The sequence below is a fragment of the Leifsonia psychrotolerans genome (genome assembly GCF_013410665.1).
Taxonomy (GTDB): Bacteria; Actinomycetota; Actinomycetes; order Actinomycetales; family Microbacteriaceae; genus Cryobacterium; species Cryobacterium psychrotolerans_A.
This window is the reverse complement of sequence record NZ_JACCFM010000001.1, coordinates 1035328-1051559: the sequence shown is the minus strand read 5'-3', so window position 1 is coordinate 1051559 and position 16232 is coordinate 1035328. Positions and strand designations below refer to the sequence as shown.

Genomic DNA, 16232 nt, shown 5'->3' with positions numbered 1-16232 from the left:
AATACGAAAGCCCCGCACAAGGCAGGGCTGAGAGTGAAAGGGTGGGGATTGCTCAGGCCGACCGAATGTCAGCGAGTACCGCGGCCAGCAGCGCCTCCACCGCAGAGACAGCGCTTCGGGGGAAGGTGAACGTCACATACCCTGCGACGCTCTCATGACGCACGGTCACGCTCGTTTCTGTCAGCTCCGCAAACAGCGGGCACCCGTCAGCGTCCAGCGACTTGTAGCTGATTGCCCGATGCTCAGTGATGACTTCTTCGCGCTCGATCAATGAGGACTCCTTAGAACTTGATGGCGAACCGCTTAGTGATGTACGGCTGTAGGTTGTTGTGCGCCGCATTATTGCCCGCCGAGGTGGTTGTCAATGGCGTGCCGGAGCCGCTGGCGTTGTCGCTGCGTCGGACGGTTTGCAGGCCGCCCGTCGTGCCCTCGAAGTACGCCGTGATGCCGTGTGCATGAGATGGCATCTCGGCTGCGGTGAGCTGGTGTGTTTTCGCGCCGCCAGTTTTACCCATCGCGTTGAACTCGGTTTGGCCGCCGTCGTAGCCAACTCCCACGCGCCCGTTATGGTTCGGCAGGTTGAAGGTCGTAGACCCATTACCAACCCCGTAGGTTGTGCCGATCAGCGCGAAGAGATCCGCATAGCTTGTGCGTGAAACCGCAGCGCCGTCCTCAATCAAAAACCCGACAGGGGGCGCCGACCAATACCCTTCAATTGACGTGCCAACCGGGAATGGGCTTGCAGTGGACGCCTCAGCATTCCGTTCCAAAGCCGACACCCGCGAATCAGTCTTCGAGACCTTCGCCGCAAGAATCGACTCCCAATCAAAACCGCTGGGATCGCCAACAGTCGCACCAACCATCACGCCATCGGACGTGATCGAAATAGGAACCTCAGTCACCGCAGCGACCGTCTCCACATCACCAACCACAATCGTGACAATCGAACCCAGATCCCACTCAGTGCCGAAACCCTCAGCCATATCAGCCGACGGCACAACCTGCACCGACCGAACCGTATCGCCCTCTTCCGACAGAAGTTCGTCAGCAGCAGCCAGCAACTCCGCGCTGTCATCCGTCTGACGTTGGTCAACGAACCGCTCAATACGGCGACCCCACGCAGTCTCAGCAGCAATCGACGCAGCGGACTGACGGCGCAGAATGCGACGCTTCGTACCCTCACCCTGACCCGCCACGGTCACATCCGTCACGCCCGGCGCCGAATACGCATATTTCGTAGACGACACGTTGCCGTTGTCAATATCCCAACGCACGTAAGCCGACACGTCAGCAGTCGCCGTCGTTCGAAACTCGAGCGCCGCACCGTTCTGGAAAACGCCAAACCGCAACCGCTGACCAATAGCGATCTCGCCGAGCAGCTCGAGCATGTTCTGAAAACGCGGCGACTTCTTCACCGTCCCACCGCGGGCACCATTCGCACCCATCAGAAGCTTGGAAGCAAAAGCGCCACGACGAGCAGCTGGCGCAGACGGGCCAATGTTCGCATTCACGTAAGCGTGCATGACCGTCTCGGCCGCACCCGACCTATTGTCATTCGCAACAGTCTGCGTCGACCGGTCGCCATTCGACGGCTGCGGCCACGCCTCAGCATCCGCAACAATCACATCATCCGACACACCAACGATCGTCCACGTGCCGCCCGGATCCTCCGTAGATGCGTCATGCGTGGCATCCGTCATCGGACCCGACAGCAACACGCCACTCGGGCCCGAAATGATGATGCCTGACCCCGGCGCACGCAACAGCGCACACTCAGGATGCAGAACCTCCACACCATCCCGCAGCACCGAATGCGGCAACGATAGCGACCACGACCCCAACGTATTCAACCGAGGCACAACCAGCACATCCGTCATGTCCGCCTGAGAAACCTGCCCCAACCGAACCAACGCACGATCCCGAACCTCGACCGTGAAATCATCCGCATACATCAATAGACGACCTCCCGTCGAGGCTTGAACAGGCCAGCAACCGCAGACACACCCGGCACCGCATTCGGCATCGTAATATCCACCGTCGAAACGCCAGTCGGCAAGAACGGAAACTTCGGCGCCGGCCCCAGCAACGGGTACCGGTTCGCGCCCGTCTGATCCGTCACCGACACCCGCTCACCATCAGCGACAATCGTGATGATCTCGCCCGCCACCAAAGCGGACTTGAACACAAACCCGCGCCCATTGATCGAAATAGTCGGCGGGCCACCAGGGCCAGTGATACGCCACTCAACAGGGCACTCCACATCGCCCGGGTTCTCCACCTGAATGGAACCGATCGCCGACGACGACATAACCGGAAGCTCAGCCAGGTGCGGGAGCAAACCAACCAGGTCATCATTCCGAACCATGAACTCGGTTGCTGTGCTCGCCAACCAATAAGGGTTCGGGCACATCACCGCAACCGTCGCCGTGTACACCCACGGGAGCGCATCCGAATGGTCCAGTTCGAGGCCCGACGTGTAAACGAAAGGCACCTCGAAAGCTGAACCGTCCGCGAACTCCGCCACCAACACCGGCTGAGGCTGACCGCGAATAGTGCGCGTCATGCTCCGCAGATCCCTGATCAGATCGCCCGTAGACAGGCGGTCATCGCCCAGGAAAATCAGCCCGAGATCCATCGGCTTAGCACCGACACGATCCCCGGCAAAACGGGCCCCGTCACCAGCGCCACTCACAAACCGCGGATACACCGGGCCGACACCCAAGCCCGCAGTGCCCGACTGCAAACCATACGGGCCGCCACCATCCGTATCCAAACGGATCGTCGCGAACCCAGCCCTCTGAATAGAAAACTCGACCTCAGCCATACCTACCTCCGAATCTTCAAGCGTCGTGCAGCCTCAAAGGCCTGATCGGACAAGGAACGGCCAGCAGCCGGGGCAAGCTGGAACGTGGCTTGGAACGTGTCGCCCGAGACCGACGAGCCCGCCGCATACTGAGCACGAGACGGTGCATACTGAGGCGGACCAAGGCGACCCAGCGCATCCAACGCAATCGACCTGTTTCGTTCCTCCATCCCCGGCTTCCCCGAGATGTACGCCTCCCAGCCCGTCTCTTGCTCCGCGAAACGGTGAATGCCACCGGGCCGACCCTTGTAAATGCCAGTCGGGAAACCACCATTCGCAAACGGTTGAGCCACATCACCGACGAACATGTTCCCGTTCGCGCTACCCCGCTCAGAGCGCGCCTCGTCCTGGTAAAGCTGGTGCAGAGTGACCGTGCCCGTTGCGCCAGCGCTGATCCTGTCCATGCGGGCCTGAATGTCAGCCAGTCGAGCAGCCGCAGCCGTCGTCTCCGCAATGATCTTGATCTCCTTCTCAGAAGGCATGTTCACAATGTGGTCAGACAAGAACTGAATCTGTTCATCAGTCGCCCCCAGATCGCGCGCGCGCTGCAGCACCGCATCACGCCCAGCCGCAAGGTTCGCCACATACGTCTCAGTGCTGCCATCAAGCGCAAACTGTGCCGCAGCAGCCGTCTGGTAATCACCGGCAAGACCAGTGATCATCTCCATGTTGTCGCGGCCGGACTGCGTAGCCTGATCGAGAGTCAGCGTGTAATCAGCGACGCCGTCATTGTTCTCATCCAAACCTTCCCGAGCCTTCCGAATTGCCTCATCAGCATCAGCGAGCGAGTTCTGCCACTTGATGTTCTGGGACACCGCATCTTGACCGATGCCGTTTGCCTCATTGATCGTGTCAATGAGCGTGCTCAGTTCCTGCTTGAGCCCTGATGTTTCATCAGCAGCTTTCATGTACGCGTCAGCAGCCGTGAGTGCCGACTTCTCCGCATTGCCAAAAGCGAGCTTCAACAGGTTCGTCTTGTTCGCAGCCTCGTCCGAAGACGTGACATTGATACCGAGCTCGTTTGCCTGTGACTTCAGCGCGTCGAGATAATCCGGCATCGTGTTCAGCATCCGCCACTGTTCGGCAGTGTTCAGCTTGTACTCGTCGGACAACATCCGGAATCCGGCCTGAGCTGCCGGGAGGTCGGACGACGCCAGCCTCCCAAGCCCCTCGCCAGCACGCTTGAACACGTCAAGAGTGGCCTTCTGCCCGTTCGTCTGCGAAAGCGCATCAAAGAAGTTCGTGGACGAGTGCGCCGCAGACTCGAGAGCATCGCGCACGTCGCCAGCGCCAAGCTTTACCTCAGCCAAAAAGGTCGCGTCGACGCCCTTGCTGGCTACCGCCAGAATCTGAGCGGCCGAGCTTGCCGTGCGGAGACTATTGTCAACCTCGTCTGCGCTCGACTTTGCACCGTCGAGAGCCTTCGTGAGGATCGCAATTCCAACCGCAGCAGCAGCCAGTGCAATGCCGAAGGGTCCGGTCATGAAAGTGGCTGCGGCGCCAATGGCCTTCCCTGCTCCGGCAATCGCGCCCTGCATGGCAACCGCGCCAGCAGCGACACCCGGCATCGTGGATGTCGTCAGCGTTGCGAGGGCCGCGCTGAACTCTGCAATCTTCGGGACAGTGAGTAGGAACGCACCACCGGCGAGAGCAGCAGCAGCAGCCACCGCACCGATTACCAGCGCGGTCTGCTGGATCGGCAGGGGCGCGGCGTTGAAGATGTCGAGCAACTCGGTTGCCGTCTGCGTCAAGAGCCGGAGCGAACCATCCGCAGCTGATCCCATTTTGATCAGCGCAGTGTCGAAAGCCCCACCGAGAGCCTCAGTGTCCCCGCGTAGGTTGTCAAGCTTCAGGCGCGCAGTCTCAGCCGCATAACCCGCGTCATCAACCTTGCCAATCCATTCACCAATTCCCTTAGCGCCCTGGTCATACACGACCGAGGCGGCACGCACGGCATCAGAACCGAACATGACCGAGAGGGCAGAGTTTCGCGCCTCCGGAGAGAGGTCCTTGAGCGCTCCTTGCAGCACGCCGGCGAACTTCTCCATGCCAATGAACTGGCCCTGCGCATCATAAGCAGAGATGCCCAGCTTGTCCATCTTCGCTGCGGCCTCAGCCGACTGCGGGGTGAGGCGCTGCAACATCGTCTTCATCGACGTACCAGCGTCAGAGCCAAGCAAACCAGCAGCCGCAAAGGCAGAGAGCGTTCCCGTGGTTTCCTCGATCGAGAGGCCCGTCTGAGACGCAATCAGGCCACCCTGATTCAATGCCTGCGAGAGATCCTGAACGGAACCCATCGCCTTGCCCGCGCCAGCGGCCAACAGGTCGGCCACGTGGGGGATGTCAGACCCCTTGAGCTTGAACTGCGTCAGAGCCGTAGCCGCGATGCCAGCCGCATCAGCGACGCCCAGCCCGCCCGCAGAGGCGAGGTCGAGCGCGCCAGACAGGCCGCCGCCGATAATGTCAGCCGTCGAGATGCCAGCCTTCGCTAACTCATCAACAGCATTAGCCGCCTCAGTCGCAGAGAAGACCGTCGACGCGCCAGCCACCATTGCCGCATCACGCAGCAGCGCCATGTTTTCGGCAGACTCATGCGTCGAAGCCTTGACCTCTGACATCGCCTGGTCGAACTCAGCGAACTTGTTGACAGCGATACCGACACCGACAGCAGCAAGAGCACCAAACGCCGTGATGCCAGCGCCAGCCGTAGCCATAGCGGCCTTCTGCTCCGCAAGCTTCGCGTTCAACTTCCCCGACTCGGACGTGACCTTCTTCGTCTTCTCGGCGGCTAAGTCCATGCCCGTGACAAGGCCGGAAGCGTCAACACCCAGGACGACTTTTACTTTGCGATCCGTCATGAAAGCCTCCCGGCAAGTGTTGAATTATTCGGTAGGCTCAGCGCATGAGCGAAAGCATGAAGGTAGGCACCCGCCCGCAGTGGGCCACATTTGTTGCGACCGGGTTCTTCGTGGCCGCATTCGGGCTGTTCATCCTTGCGATCGGGTTCCTCGCGGGCGGATCGCCGATCGTTGGCGTCGGCAGCGCACTGATTGCACTGGGCGCAATGATCGGGTTCTTCGGCGCCTACGGATACTTCATTAGTCATCGCAGTTAGCGACGAAATAGGCGCTAACCCTCAGGTGCACCAGCCGCGAACTCCTTGAGCTCAACGCTCCACACATGCCCCGCACGTGAACCGTCAGGGTTTTCCTTGTAGAACTGCTCTTGCAAGTCACCGACGGCCTTCGCGGCCCAGTTGATCTTTGGGCCGTGAGGCACGTACCGCTTGCCACTCTTGTAGTTGTTCGGGTTCGCGTCATCGCTCATCGCAACCGCGAGTTCTTCGCCATACACCCCGTACTCAGAATCAAGCTCGGACGACGCGATCAACATGTCAACCTGCTCGTCATCGAACTGGGACTCACCCTGCACGGGCGCCCACCCCCACAAAACGCGAGGGGCGACACCCATGCTTCGGGCGAGAGCTACTTCTTTGCGGAGGCGGTAGCTACCTCGGAGGAGTTTTTTAGTCGCTCCAACCGCTCCTGCGGCTCCGTCACATTGAGCGCATACGTGCCCTGCAGGACGATACTGAACCCCGGCGAACCGATCAGCGCCCACAGTTCAGCCCACTCCTCAGCGGTCTGTGCCAGCTCATCCTCGCCATCGAGGATTACAGCATGGTTCACAGCAGCCGCGGCCGCTGTGATGTTCATGTCATACCCGCTGACCTTCGTCAGGGAAACCCACTCGACAGGTGGCACCTTATACAGGCGCACCGTCACGAGAGTGTCGCGCTCCTGAGCCTCAATGGCCGCGATCTGCGACTGAATGTCAGCGACATCCGACTTCGAAGCCACCGTCTTGGCTTTGACCGCAGCGGCCAACTGGGCCATAAGCTCATTCCGCTTGCCGTCCAGGTCTGATTTCAGGGCCACGACGACATCTTTGAACTCGCGCTCAACAGCCTGCGCCGCAGCCTTCTTCTCTGCAAACGTGCTCATAACAAAAACCTCCACCGGGATCACCGGGACAAAGAAAAAACCTGCTGGGGCGTCCCGGTGGAAGCCGCCCCAGCAGGGGCTTGGAGAGTGGTTACGCGACCATCGCGACTTCTTCGCCGATGACGTTCGAGAGAGCGACCTTCTGCTTCAGCGAGAACTTGCCCGTGCCATCCGGCGAACCGGGGCTGCGGATTCCGAGGGTGCCGGTGTAGACGCGCACCTTGTCGGCGACGGTGATGTCCGCCGCATTCCGCACGCGCCGGCGCTCAACGAACGCACCAACGAGGCCGGGAACGAGAACGACGGCCGCGGAGGTGGCGTCGTCAGAATCGACGTACTCAAGCGAGAGTGATGCGGTGATCTTGCCGAGAGACTCGAGATCCTGCGGGAGCGTTGCCCGCCCGTCCTTGTTGATCTCCTGATCTGAAGTCGGCGACCATCCGGCAGGCGTGAAGCTGTACGTGACGCGCTTGCCAGCCTTTACCTCCGTGACCTTTGGTGCCAGAGGGTTAGCCAATGTCGGCACCCAGAAGACGGTGAGCATGCCCGTCTGGTCGACAGCGGGAGGAGCGATTTCGATTACATCGGCCATAGCCGTGTTCCTTTCGGTAATCCACCGGGGATAGATGCCCAAGCGGGCTCACCGAGCGGATGCCCGGTGAAGCGGGGGTTAAAAGCGAAAAGCCCCACCGAAGTGAGGCTTAGAAAGCGTTTGGGGTTAGAGGGCGTCGGCAGACCAGCCGATTTCCAGGACCTGATAGGCGAGTCCAGGGTTGATGTCGTTGTCAACCTGAATCGGAAGCGGAGACTCGAACCAGAGCTTGCCCGACTGCTCGCCAGGGACGCTCATCTCGACACCGAAGCCGTTGATCACGAATCGGTCTTTGAGTTGCTTCACTGCTGTCGCAACCTGCCCGTAAGACGAGCCGACGACATGCAATGTGAAGCGCGGATGCTGGGTGGAGTTCGAGCCCGTGTTGCGCTCCTGCGTGTCCGCACCATCAGCCGGATAGATCACCAGGTATGGGGTCGTGGGGATTTTGCCCACTGGGTCCCTCGCAACCAACACGAACGTCTTGGACGCAAATGCTGGGGCGGTCTTCGCGAGAGATTCGATCGCGGTCGTGTGCTGCTGCATCTAAAGGCCCACCGCCTTCAACGCATCATCGATAGCCTTCTCGATGCCATGCTCGAAGTCATCCTGATTCGCCTCAAGGGCATTGCGGAGGTCATTGCTCGGAGCCAGCGGAACCTTCTTGCCGCCATACGTTGCATTCGGGGCGCCAAACTCACGCAAGTTGCCGAGCTTCCCACCAGCACGACCCTTGTCATAGCCGATCTCAGACGTGATCGAAGAGCCAGACAATGCGGCCTTCGCCTCCGTGTCGTACGTGATCGCCGCAGCCGCACCGCTCCACATCTCCGAATCACCGACCGACTTCTGAGCAGCCTTCTTTACCTTCAATGACGTGACCTGAATGGCCTGACGAATGAATGGGCCAGCGTTGTCACCCACCTTGCCGAGATCAGCGGCCAGCTTCGTCAGTTCGGAGAAATCGAAGTCAGCCATTACGACGCCTCCTCTACGGGGAACCTGCGCGCGGTCGCATACGTCTGGTGATGCACACCCTTGACACGCAACCTGGAACCGATCAACGACAGATCAAGCTCATTCGCTGTAATCGTCGCCACATCATCCGTCAGCACGCCACCCGACGTCGACACCGGAAGCGACAGAATCAGGTCATCCTTCGCGATCACCATGCCAGGAATCTGAGCCGTCACAGTCGACGTGTTCGGGATCGTCAACTTGCACGGGCCCGAATAGACCGTGATGGTGACAGGGACCCCTTGGAGAGTGTCCGGGTCCATGACAGTCTCGCCGGTGTCGCGGGTGATTGTGCAGGTGGAAGTCATCAGGCGTTCAGCGTGAGCGCGGCCCATGCGGGTAGCGCCCGCTGCGGTGCTCACGGCCTCGTATCCGAAACGTGAACGTCACCGGTCGAGAACTGACGCCGAATCAGAGCAATGTTCCGAGCCGAAAGCGTCATTCCCGTATCCTCGCCAGCGTTCGCAAACGCCAGCTTGAAGTCATCGATCGAGACCGACGACAAGCCGCCAATTGACAGGCCAAGTTCGTTCTCAAGCAGCTGCAACGCTTGGGAAACGAGTACGCACGCCCACCGCTTCAACCCTTCAGGGGCCAGCGCATAACCGTACGTGAACGTGACCTCAACCCGTTCCTGCTGCCTCGTCTCCACCCGATCATCGACCCAGCGGAACCAGATCGGTGCCCCTCCCAATGTGACCGATGCCACCGACACAACGGGGAACTGCGGCAGTGCCACAGTTCCCGTCGTGTCAGGCCAGGCCGCGAACGTAGATGTGGCTTGCGGGTAAACCTGCTGACCAATCACATCCTCACGGAGATAGGTGGACGCACTCTCAAGCAGCGTCGTGATCCAAGCAGCCTCAACGCCCACCGTGAAGGTGCGGTTCAGAAGCTTGCCCAGATCGTCATATGTTGCGAATGCGTCCACCAGATACTCCTTCGTTAGCTCGCGGTGAATGCCGCGATGCCGGCCGGACGGAACGCCTTAGCGCCGTACACGTGCAGACCGCGGAGGCGGTCGCTGAACGAGTCGGTGTCGCGCAGGCCCTCGGTCTTCTCGATCTGCGAAACGAACGAGAACGACGGCTTGTACCAAGCGACGGCCTGGGGCTTAGCAACGTTCGGCAGGTTCTCCGACACGTACACGTCGAAGCCGAGCAGGCGGCCAACGTTCGCGTTACGCAGACCTTCAGCCGAACCGGACTGGTCAACGTTCGTGATGCGCGACGCAGCCTTCAGGAGCTGCGACTCGAACTCTGCGTTGATGACACAGACGCGGTTGCCCTGCGGAACCTTCGCCTTGTTGAGCACCAGGCGGAGCTTGCCGATCACATCGAAGGCAAGTTCACCGCTGGTGACTGCCGAAGCGGTCTGGTGGGCGTTCGTGGTGGAGAGTGCGTTGAGGATGAACTTATCGGCATCCTCAGCCATGCCCTCAGCCGCGGAACGGGTGTAGGACTCGAGCGAGCCCGCAGCCTGTGCGCGGTCGATGTCATCGATGAGGAAGTCAAACGACTTCTCCTGATCAATGAGCAGGTCTGCCTTGGTGGACGTGATCGCGTCCGGTGCCGTGCTCCGCGGGATCTTGACGCCAGGCGCGGATTCCTTGACGCCGGCCTTGTAGTCCTTGATTGCGATCGCGCCCGCGGTGTTCACGCGAACGGTGTTACCCGAACGGGCGTCACCCTCGTACTCGCGGTTGACGAGGCTGGCAGCGATCGCGATCTGACGGAAGTCCATCAGCATCTGCGAGTTCCAAATGATAGGTGTGAAGTTAGCGAGAGTCATCTCTGCGCCTTTCTTTAGGAGGTGATGCCCATGAGCTTGTTGAGGCGGCCATCCTTGCGAGCCGCCACGACCTGATCAGGGGACATGGATTCGAGTTCTTGCTGTGTGACCTGCGAGAGACGAGCACTCTTGCCCTTCCCGCCCTGATCGCCGGAGCCCTCGAACTTTCGAGCGCCACCAGCGGCAAGGTGCGGTTTGCGGGCAAGGAGGTCGTCAATCGCGTCGTCCAGTGCGGCGGAATCGACTTCTCCGTCTTCGTTCACGTCGAAGTCATCGAGGTTGAGGAAAGCGAGAGCATCGGCAGGGTCGGCAAGCTTCCCCTTGGCTGCGGCGCGAAGTTCAACCTTCACGATGCGGCCGTTGGCTGTCTTGTTCGCTTCTGCGCGAGCTTCTGCACGGGCCGTCTCGAGCGCCTGCTCTTCGGCGGGCTTGTCCTTCAGGGCAAGCTCTGCACGGAGTTGGTCGAGTGCGGCCTGCGCATCCTTCGCCTTGAGTCGCTCAGCATTGCGCTGGGACTTCATCGCATCGAGTGCTTTCTTGCCGGGATCCCCGAGAGCGCTTTCGCCCGCATCGGTTTCGTCGGCATCCGCGTCAGCGGCGGCATCCTCAGTGACTTCATCCGCGGTGCCTGCAGCTCCGTCAGGTGCGCCGTCGATGAATCGAAGACGTGGCCTGTTCCAGAGCAGCGGGCGGGCGGCGTGTGATTTGGGTGTGGTCGTTTCCGACATGGGGAATTGCTCCTTATGTGGGTTGGGTGACGCATTGCGCGCCGTTTCTTCCGCCCGTAAGGAGCGGGAAGCTTTGGGTTAGAGGCGAAGGAGCGACGCCAGACGACGCACCGAATCGGCGGCGTTCGGGAGCTTCGCGATTTCCTTCTGCAGCACCGTCTCGAGCAGTGCAAGATCGCCCGGAGCAAGAGGTGTCCGAAGCGAGAACAGGTCAGCCGAGTTCGCGCCAACAGAACGCGGCCAGTAGCCGGTCGTGCGCGCCTCGCTGAGCCGGTACTGAGCATCGAACAAGCGACGTTCCGCAGCGGTCATCGTTGCGCGGTCAAGCGGATCCCTAACACCTGTACTGCGGGCAGTGAGAACACGGTCACGATTCGAGCCCGCAACAATTGGGCGGCTGATCGGCACGCTGTAGCTCTCGCGCATGCGCCCGAAGATGTTGCCGCCAGCAGTCTGCGGGCCCGTGATGTAACCCTGTTCGGTCATCATCCGGATTGCATTCGAGCGTGTGCCAGCCGTGCGGTAGATGTCATCAATGGTCATCTTCGACGGGGTGCCATAGCGAAGATTCGACTTCGCCGTGCCGAGCCCGCGAGCCTTGATGTTCACGGCACGGTAGATGTCGCCACCGTCTTGGATCGACCGCGCCTCAATGCGCCCGAACGCTTTGGTCTGCGCTTCGGGAGTGAGCGAGTTGAAGTAGGCGTAGGGGTCAGTGCGTAGATCGCCACCGACATTCTCCGATGCAGGAATGTGCCGGCAGTCGCAGCGCGGGTGACGCTGAAAGCCCTGATTCCATCGAAACCACTTGCCCGCCAGGATCACGCAGCGCGAGCATGATGGTGCATTCAGCATCCGCACATATCCGGTGAGTGTCGGCCGCTGGGCAATGTCGGCGCCAACAACAGACCGGCCAGTGTCAGCCATGACTGTTAGCAGCATGCCAGTCAGCCATTCGCCCGCAATTGCACGGGCAGCGGTCGAGGTTTCCCCGCGACCCACTGCGGCCTTGGCCCTAACCACCGACTGATCCAGCAACGTGCCCATATCGCGACCATCCGGCGCGAACTGAACAAACGCAGAAGGGACCAGGGCCCCAGCCGGAACCGCAATCTGGTTAGTCTCCGCCAACACCTTCGGGGTGTACGCCACAGACGACGTCGCAGCAGCCAAGCGGCCCACCTGCACGACCTCAAGGACGCGGGGACGAACAACCGCCCAATCAGACGAGAAGTCGTCCCCAACGCGCCGCCAGAGCTTCGCAGCAGACGCCACAGTGGTAGCCGCTATCTGCTGCTGCTGTGCGTAATACCTATCCGCCGAAAGGAGCGTTTCCAAGATGGGTCAGCTCCCTCGTAGCGGCCGCAAGCTGCGGGTCAAGTAGCTCCTGCTCACGCATCGCCAGGATGCGCTCAATCTCTACCGGGCCGAGACCGTAAAGCTCCATCAGGTACTCGAGCGGGAACCCGATCGACTTGAGCTTCACAAGTGCGTCAGCGAGTTGAGCGTCAGAACGAATCTCCGCGCTCGCCCACGAAATAGTCGACAGACGAGCCTGCCGAGCCAGCGCCTGATCACCCAACGCCAAAGCAATGAGGCGGTATACCTCGCGCAAGGCAGGTGCCACACCGCGCTGAAACTCCATCGTCTTCTTGACGAGGCCAATCTCAGACGCCTTCAAGCCCTCGCCGTTCACGTTCGACATGCCCGTCTTGCTGATCAGGTACGTCGGCGGCGTGCGAGTCTGAGAGGCGATATGCCCCACGCCGATCTCGATCGCATCCGTGAACACCTTGAGGTCAGCGGCAGCCCACGAATCAATCGCAGTGTCCTCGCCCGACAGATACAGAAGGCGTTTCTCAGCGAGATCCTTGATCTCGATCGCCTTCTCACCGATCTTCTGCCCGTTGCTGTCGAGAATCGGCATCTTTGGCGGGCCCTGATGCAAAACCACACGGGCAGGCATTGAGGCATAGTCAGCCGACAGCGCGAGGTACGCCCAAAGCAGGTTGATGAAATCCTGCATGGGAATCACGCCGGCGATCTCGGACAGCGGGTCTCCGCCCAGCCGAGGCCGGTTCGGAATCTCCACGACCGGAACGTCACCGATCGGGTTATTCAGCGGCCATGTCTCACCGGACACCTCGCGAGGAATCCAGCCATCATCCGCCGACGCCTTTACCCGACCCTGCTGTGCCTGCGACTCCCGGTCATCCTTCGACCGTTCACGTGGGCGCTCAAACTTCCAAAGCGCATCCGCAGTGTAGAGGGTCGCGTACTCGGTAGTTTCATCCAGCCACGTCTTGAGCGCAGCCTTCCGGAGTCGCGGGTTCTCCCAGTCGTACTCAATCTCAACGTTCGACGGGTGTTCCCACGTGACCTGCGGCTGATCGTTCTTGTCGCCCCACACAGAGACGAAAGAGCGACCCGTGGTTAGCGACGTAACGAAGCCCTGCGAAGACTGCATCTCCATCTCGTTCAACAGCCACTGTTCCCACAGAATGCGAGCCGCTTCAGTGCCGTTATCCCCGAGCATCTTGATACCGGTATGGCTGAGGCGTTCCGCTTCCGCGGTGATCACCGGCCCGCACCAGTTATCCGAGAAGCCGTCGTAGCGGGCCGCGTTCGCCTTTCGCCACTCCTCCGTTGCGAAGCTCAGCGGCTGCTTACCATCCGCGTATTCCTCGCTCTTCTCGATGGCAGGCCGGCGCGCATTCAGCCGGGTATATATGCGGTTTACCAACCGGAGGGCTTCAACAGCATCCACGGCGCCCCCTTAGTGGCTAGAAATACACGTATTCGTCTTCTTTTTCGTCCCGAGCGCCGTCAGCGATCGCGTCACAAACTGCTTCGTGCGCGAGAACCGACGACATCGTGAGGTCGAACTTCTGGTGATCGGTAGGCTTGCCGAGGATGTACTGCCGCAAGCCGGTGAGCTTGTCGACGTTGCGGGAACGAATGATCGCGTTCCGCATATGCGTTTCCACGTCCGGGTCGCCGTCATGCGTGAAACTCGAATCCGTGTTGTACACGTCAGTGCGGAACCGCTCGAGCGACGCGTGCATGGCTGAGATCCGGTTTGTCTGCCACTTGACGAACTTCTTTTCGCCGTAGGCAGCAGCCCAGTTATCGATGTCGGTCTCCCAGAACATCGGGTCACAATAAGCACGCACGATCTCGAACTCAGACGCCAGCTCCGACATTGCCGCGTTCACTTCCGAGTGCGGGATCTTCCCCTGCCAATCGGACGGCTTCCAATAAGTCTTGAGCCGCTTCTCGCCATAGACAGGCAAGAACTGGTGCCCGTCAAGCGTCTCGAGCCGGATACCGGTGTGGTCGTTGTTGTCCGAACCGTCAAAGCCCAGACAGACCTTCGTGCGAGCAGAAACCGTGATCGGCCCAGCGGCCTTCTTCGCTTCCCACTTCGCCATATCCATCCACGAACCAGAACCCGCCTTGACACGGTTCCCGTAAAAGCGTTCAGCCTCAGCAGGGCTCGTCTCCATCAACGCCACAGACTCCGCATCAACCGTCCGCAGGTCAACCCACGGCGACGACGCATAGTTCCACTTCAGGATCAGCATGCGATCCTTCTTGAGGGCGAAATCAAGATGCACAGGCGGCGGGAAATGATGCTTCAGGATGTCCGGAAGCTGCGACTCCATCTGATCCTGCAAAACACTGTTCTCGGCAGGGTCATACGGGTTCGAGGAATGCGAAACGCGCCCACCCATACCACCGGCACCACGACGCAAGTTCCGTTCGAACTTCTTCATGCCGTTGGATTCAGTCCAGAGGCCCGTCTCGTCACACTTGCCGGCCGAGATGCGCGCGCCAAGCTTGCCGTCAGCCTTCGACGTCACAATCTCGACGCGCGAATCACGGTTCCGGTTCGGGTGACGAATGAACGCCTCGCCCGTCTTCGGAATCACGTTCGCCAGCGGGCCGTCATCGATCATCGGGACAAGAGCGCCCCAAGTGTTCTCAACCTGATCCTCAACAACAGCCGCAAGCTGAATGCGAGGCGTCGGCCATGGTCGGCCCTTCGGCTCGCCCACCTCGTAAAAATATGGGGTATCCATGCACGGGCAACCAGCCCACGGACAGATGTACATCTCACCCTCGGCGGCCCACCCGTCAAACAGGCACGGGCCAACGAACTCGAGGCACGTCTCAGCAGCCACGCCCGGCGACTTACCAACCTTCTGAGCAGCAACCCACAACCCGATGCGATACCTGAACGCCGCAGCACGATCGCCAACCTTCGCCGTCGAGCGCACCTCGTACCAATTCGCCATGTAGACGCGGTGATCGAGAGACGGAACGAACGGGGTGCCAGCGTTATCACCATCAGGGACAACACAGTGTTGCTCGATCCACCACATGCCGAGATAGCCAAGAGAACGAGTGCGAGGCGGAACAGAGTAACTAGGGCTTTTCAACAGCAACCCCAGTCAGCCAAGAGCCCGTCGTCGTCCTTCGAGCAGATGCAGCGGCCGGCGCAGACGCAACCGAAGAGGCGCCCGTCGAATCACTGATCTGCCAACCGTTCTGACGCATGCCAGCAACGGAAATACCAAGCTCTGTCTCCATGCGAAGAACAGCAGTCTTCAAACCAGCCGAAGCCTCCGCCGCCGTCGACTCAAGAAACGCACGCACATAAGCGGCAACCTGATACTTCAACCCGAGAGACGCCCACGCAGCAGCCTGCGGCTTAGACCAGAGGTCAGCCCAAAGCTCAACCTCAACCGTCAGTGCATCACTGAGCGGGAACTCCGGAACATCACCCTTGAAACCAGCACCGGGAAGATCAGCCCAGTCCTTATTCATCGACCGGTAAGAGTTCGGATCAGGAGCAGGCCCCGAACGAGCACGCGCGCCACCAGAAGCCATAGCAATCACCCCTCAACCGCCTTGCGCGGATCGGAAAACCGACCCATTGCGGGGCGATCGGAAAACGTTTGAACCCATCTGAGGTTTTTTCCACCTCCCCCGCGGCCTTCAGCGACAGGGGTGCAGGGGGTCCCTCCCCACCTCACCGGGCAGGCAACAGGGGTCAGACGGGCGGCCTATCGGGCGTTCCATCCACCTGGCTGGTGCTGTGCGGTGGACGCGTCGTGACAGGGCTTACAGAGCCCGCGGCCGTGCTTGGGGTCGTTGGGGTCCATGTGCAGGTCGGTGAGTTCTTTGCGTGAGCGTGGGTAGTGGTCGGCCACGGTGGACTGAGCTACCTGGCA

Annotated in this window: 18 protein-coding genes; 1 reads left to right on the top strand and 17 read right to left on the bottom strand. The window is 60.5% G+C overall.

Annotated elements, in window-relative coordinates:
- Positions 1-52: 52 nt before the first annotated feature.
- From HNR05_RS04915 to HNR05_RS04900, 4 genes are read right to left on the bottom strand one after another with little or no spacing between them, the layout of a single operon-like run.
- Positions 53-271: a hypothetical protein gene (locus HNR05_RS04915; RefSeq protein WP_179578008.1), complete on the bottom strand. Its 219-nt coding sequence runs from the start codon at positions 269-271 to the stop codon at positions 53-55.
- 10 nt (positions 272-281) lie between these two features.
- Positions 282-1952, bottom strand: a complete 1671-nt coding sequence (locus HNR05_RS04910; RefSeq protein ID WP_179578007.1) for a Gp37-like protein — start codon at positions 1950-1952, stop codon at positions 282-284.
- Positions 1952-2824 carry a phage tail family protein gene (locus tag HNR05_RS04905; protein WP_179578006.1) on the bottom strand — a complete coding sequence of 291 codons (873 nt, stop codon included), beginning with the start codon at positions 2822-2824 and terminating at the stop codon, positions 1952-1954. Before HNR05_RS04905 ends, HNR05_RS04910 begins: the two co-directional genes overlap by 1 nt.
- Positions 2825-2826: 2 nt before the next feature.
- A complete protein-coding gene (locus HNR05_RS04900; RefSeq protein WP_179578005.1) occupies positions 2827-5721 on the bottom strand; it encodes a phage tail tape measure protein in 2895 nt (964 codons plus the stop codon).
- A 44-nt stretch (positions 5722-5765) separates the two neighbouring features.
- On the opposite strand from HNR05_RS04900, the gene HNR05_RS04895 reads away from it, so the two are divergent.
- Positions 5766-5978 carry a hypothetical protein gene (locus HNR05_RS04895; protein WP_179578004.1) on the top strand — a complete coding sequence of 71 codons (213 nt, stop codon included), beginning with the start codon at positions 5766-5768 and terminating at the stop codon, positions 5976-5978.
- 14 nt (positions 5979-5992) lie between these two features.
- On the opposite strand, the gene HNR05_RS04890 is transcribed toward HNR05_RS04895, so the two are convergent.
- From HNR05_RS04890 to HNR05_RS04830, 13 genes are all read right to left on the bottom strand, one after another.
- Positions 5993-6295: a hypothetical protein gene (locus HNR05_RS04890; RefSeq protein ID WP_179578003.1), complete on the bottom strand. Its 303-nt coding sequence runs from the start codon at positions 6293-6295 to the stop codon at positions 5993-5995.
- Between the two features lie 53 nt (positions 6296-6348).
- Complete coding sequence (locus tag HNR05_RS04885) at positions 6349-6867, bottom strand: hypothetical protein (RefSeq protein WP_179578002.1); 519 nt, start codon at positions 6865-6867, stop codon at positions 6349-6351.
- A 91-nt stretch (positions 6868-6958) separates the two neighbouring features.
- The gene (locus tag HNR05_RS04880) at positions 6959-7459 is read right to left on the bottom strand and encodes a phage tail tube protein (protein ID WP_179578001.1); all 501 of its coding nucleotides are present in this window, start codon (positions 7457-7459) and stop codon (positions 6959-6961) included.
- A gap of 126 nt (positions 7460-7585) precedes the next feature.
- Positions 7586-8005: a hypothetical protein gene (locus tag HNR05_RS04875; RefSeq protein WP_179578000.1), complete on the bottom strand. Its 420-nt coding sequence runs from the start codon at positions 8003-8005 to the stop codon at positions 7586-7588.
- Positions 8006-8437 carry a hypothetical protein gene (locus HNR05_RS04870; protein WP_179577999.1) on the bottom strand — a complete coding sequence of 144 codons (432 nt, stop codon included), beginning with the start codon at positions 8435-8437 and terminating at the stop codon, positions 8006-8008. It abuts the gene before it with no gap.
- Positions 8437-8838, bottom strand: a complete 402-nt coding sequence (locus HNR05_RS04865) for a DUF6093 family protein (protein ID WP_179577998.1) — start codon at positions 8836-8838, stop codon at positions 8437-8439. The genes HNR05_RS04870 and HNR05_RS04865 overlap by 1 nt, the downstream gene beginning before the upstream one ends.
- The gene (locus HNR05_RS04860; protein ID WP_179577997.1) at positions 8835-9407 is read right to left on the bottom strand and encodes a hypothetical protein; all 573 of its coding nucleotides are present in this window, start codon (positions 9405-9407) and stop codon (positions 8835-8837) included. The genes HNR05_RS04865 and HNR05_RS04860 overlap by 4 nt, the downstream gene beginning before the upstream one ends.
- A 14-nt stretch (positions 9408-9421) precedes the next feature.
- Positions 9422-10267: a phage capsid protein gene (locus HNR05_RS04855; protein ID WP_179577996.1), complete on the bottom strand. Its 846-nt coding sequence runs from the start codon at positions 10265-10267 to the stop codon at positions 9422-9424.
- 14 nt (positions 10268-10281) lie between these two features.
- Complete coding sequence (locus HNR05_RS04850) at positions 10282-10995, bottom strand: hypothetical protein (protein WP_179577995.1); 714 nt, start codon at positions 10993-10995, stop codon at positions 10282-10284.
- A gap of 78 nt (positions 10996-11073) precedes the next feature.
- Positions 11074-11922, bottom strand: coding sequence for a hypothetical protein (locus tag HNR05_RS04845; protein ID WP_179577994.1), 849 nt, complete (start codon positions 11920-11922; stop codon positions 11074-11076).
- A gap of 385 nt (positions 11923-12307) precedes the next feature.
- Complete coding sequence (locus HNR05_RS04840; RefSeq protein WP_179577993.1) at positions 12308-13762, bottom strand: phage portal protein; 1455 nt, start codon at positions 13760-13762, stop codon at positions 12308-12310.
- Between the two features lie 16 nt (positions 13763-13778).
- Complete coding sequence (locus tag HNR05_RS04835) at positions 13779-15053, bottom strand: hypothetical protein (protein WP_218868810.1); 1275 nt, start codon at positions 15051-15053, stop codon at positions 13779-13781.
- A gap of 370 nt (positions 15054-15423) precedes the next feature.
- Complete coding sequence (locus HNR05_RS04830) at positions 15424-15825, bottom strand: hypothetical protein (protein ID WP_179577991.1); 402 nt, start codon at positions 15823-15825, stop codon at positions 15424-15426.
- Positions 15826-16232 lie beyond the last annotated feature (407 nt).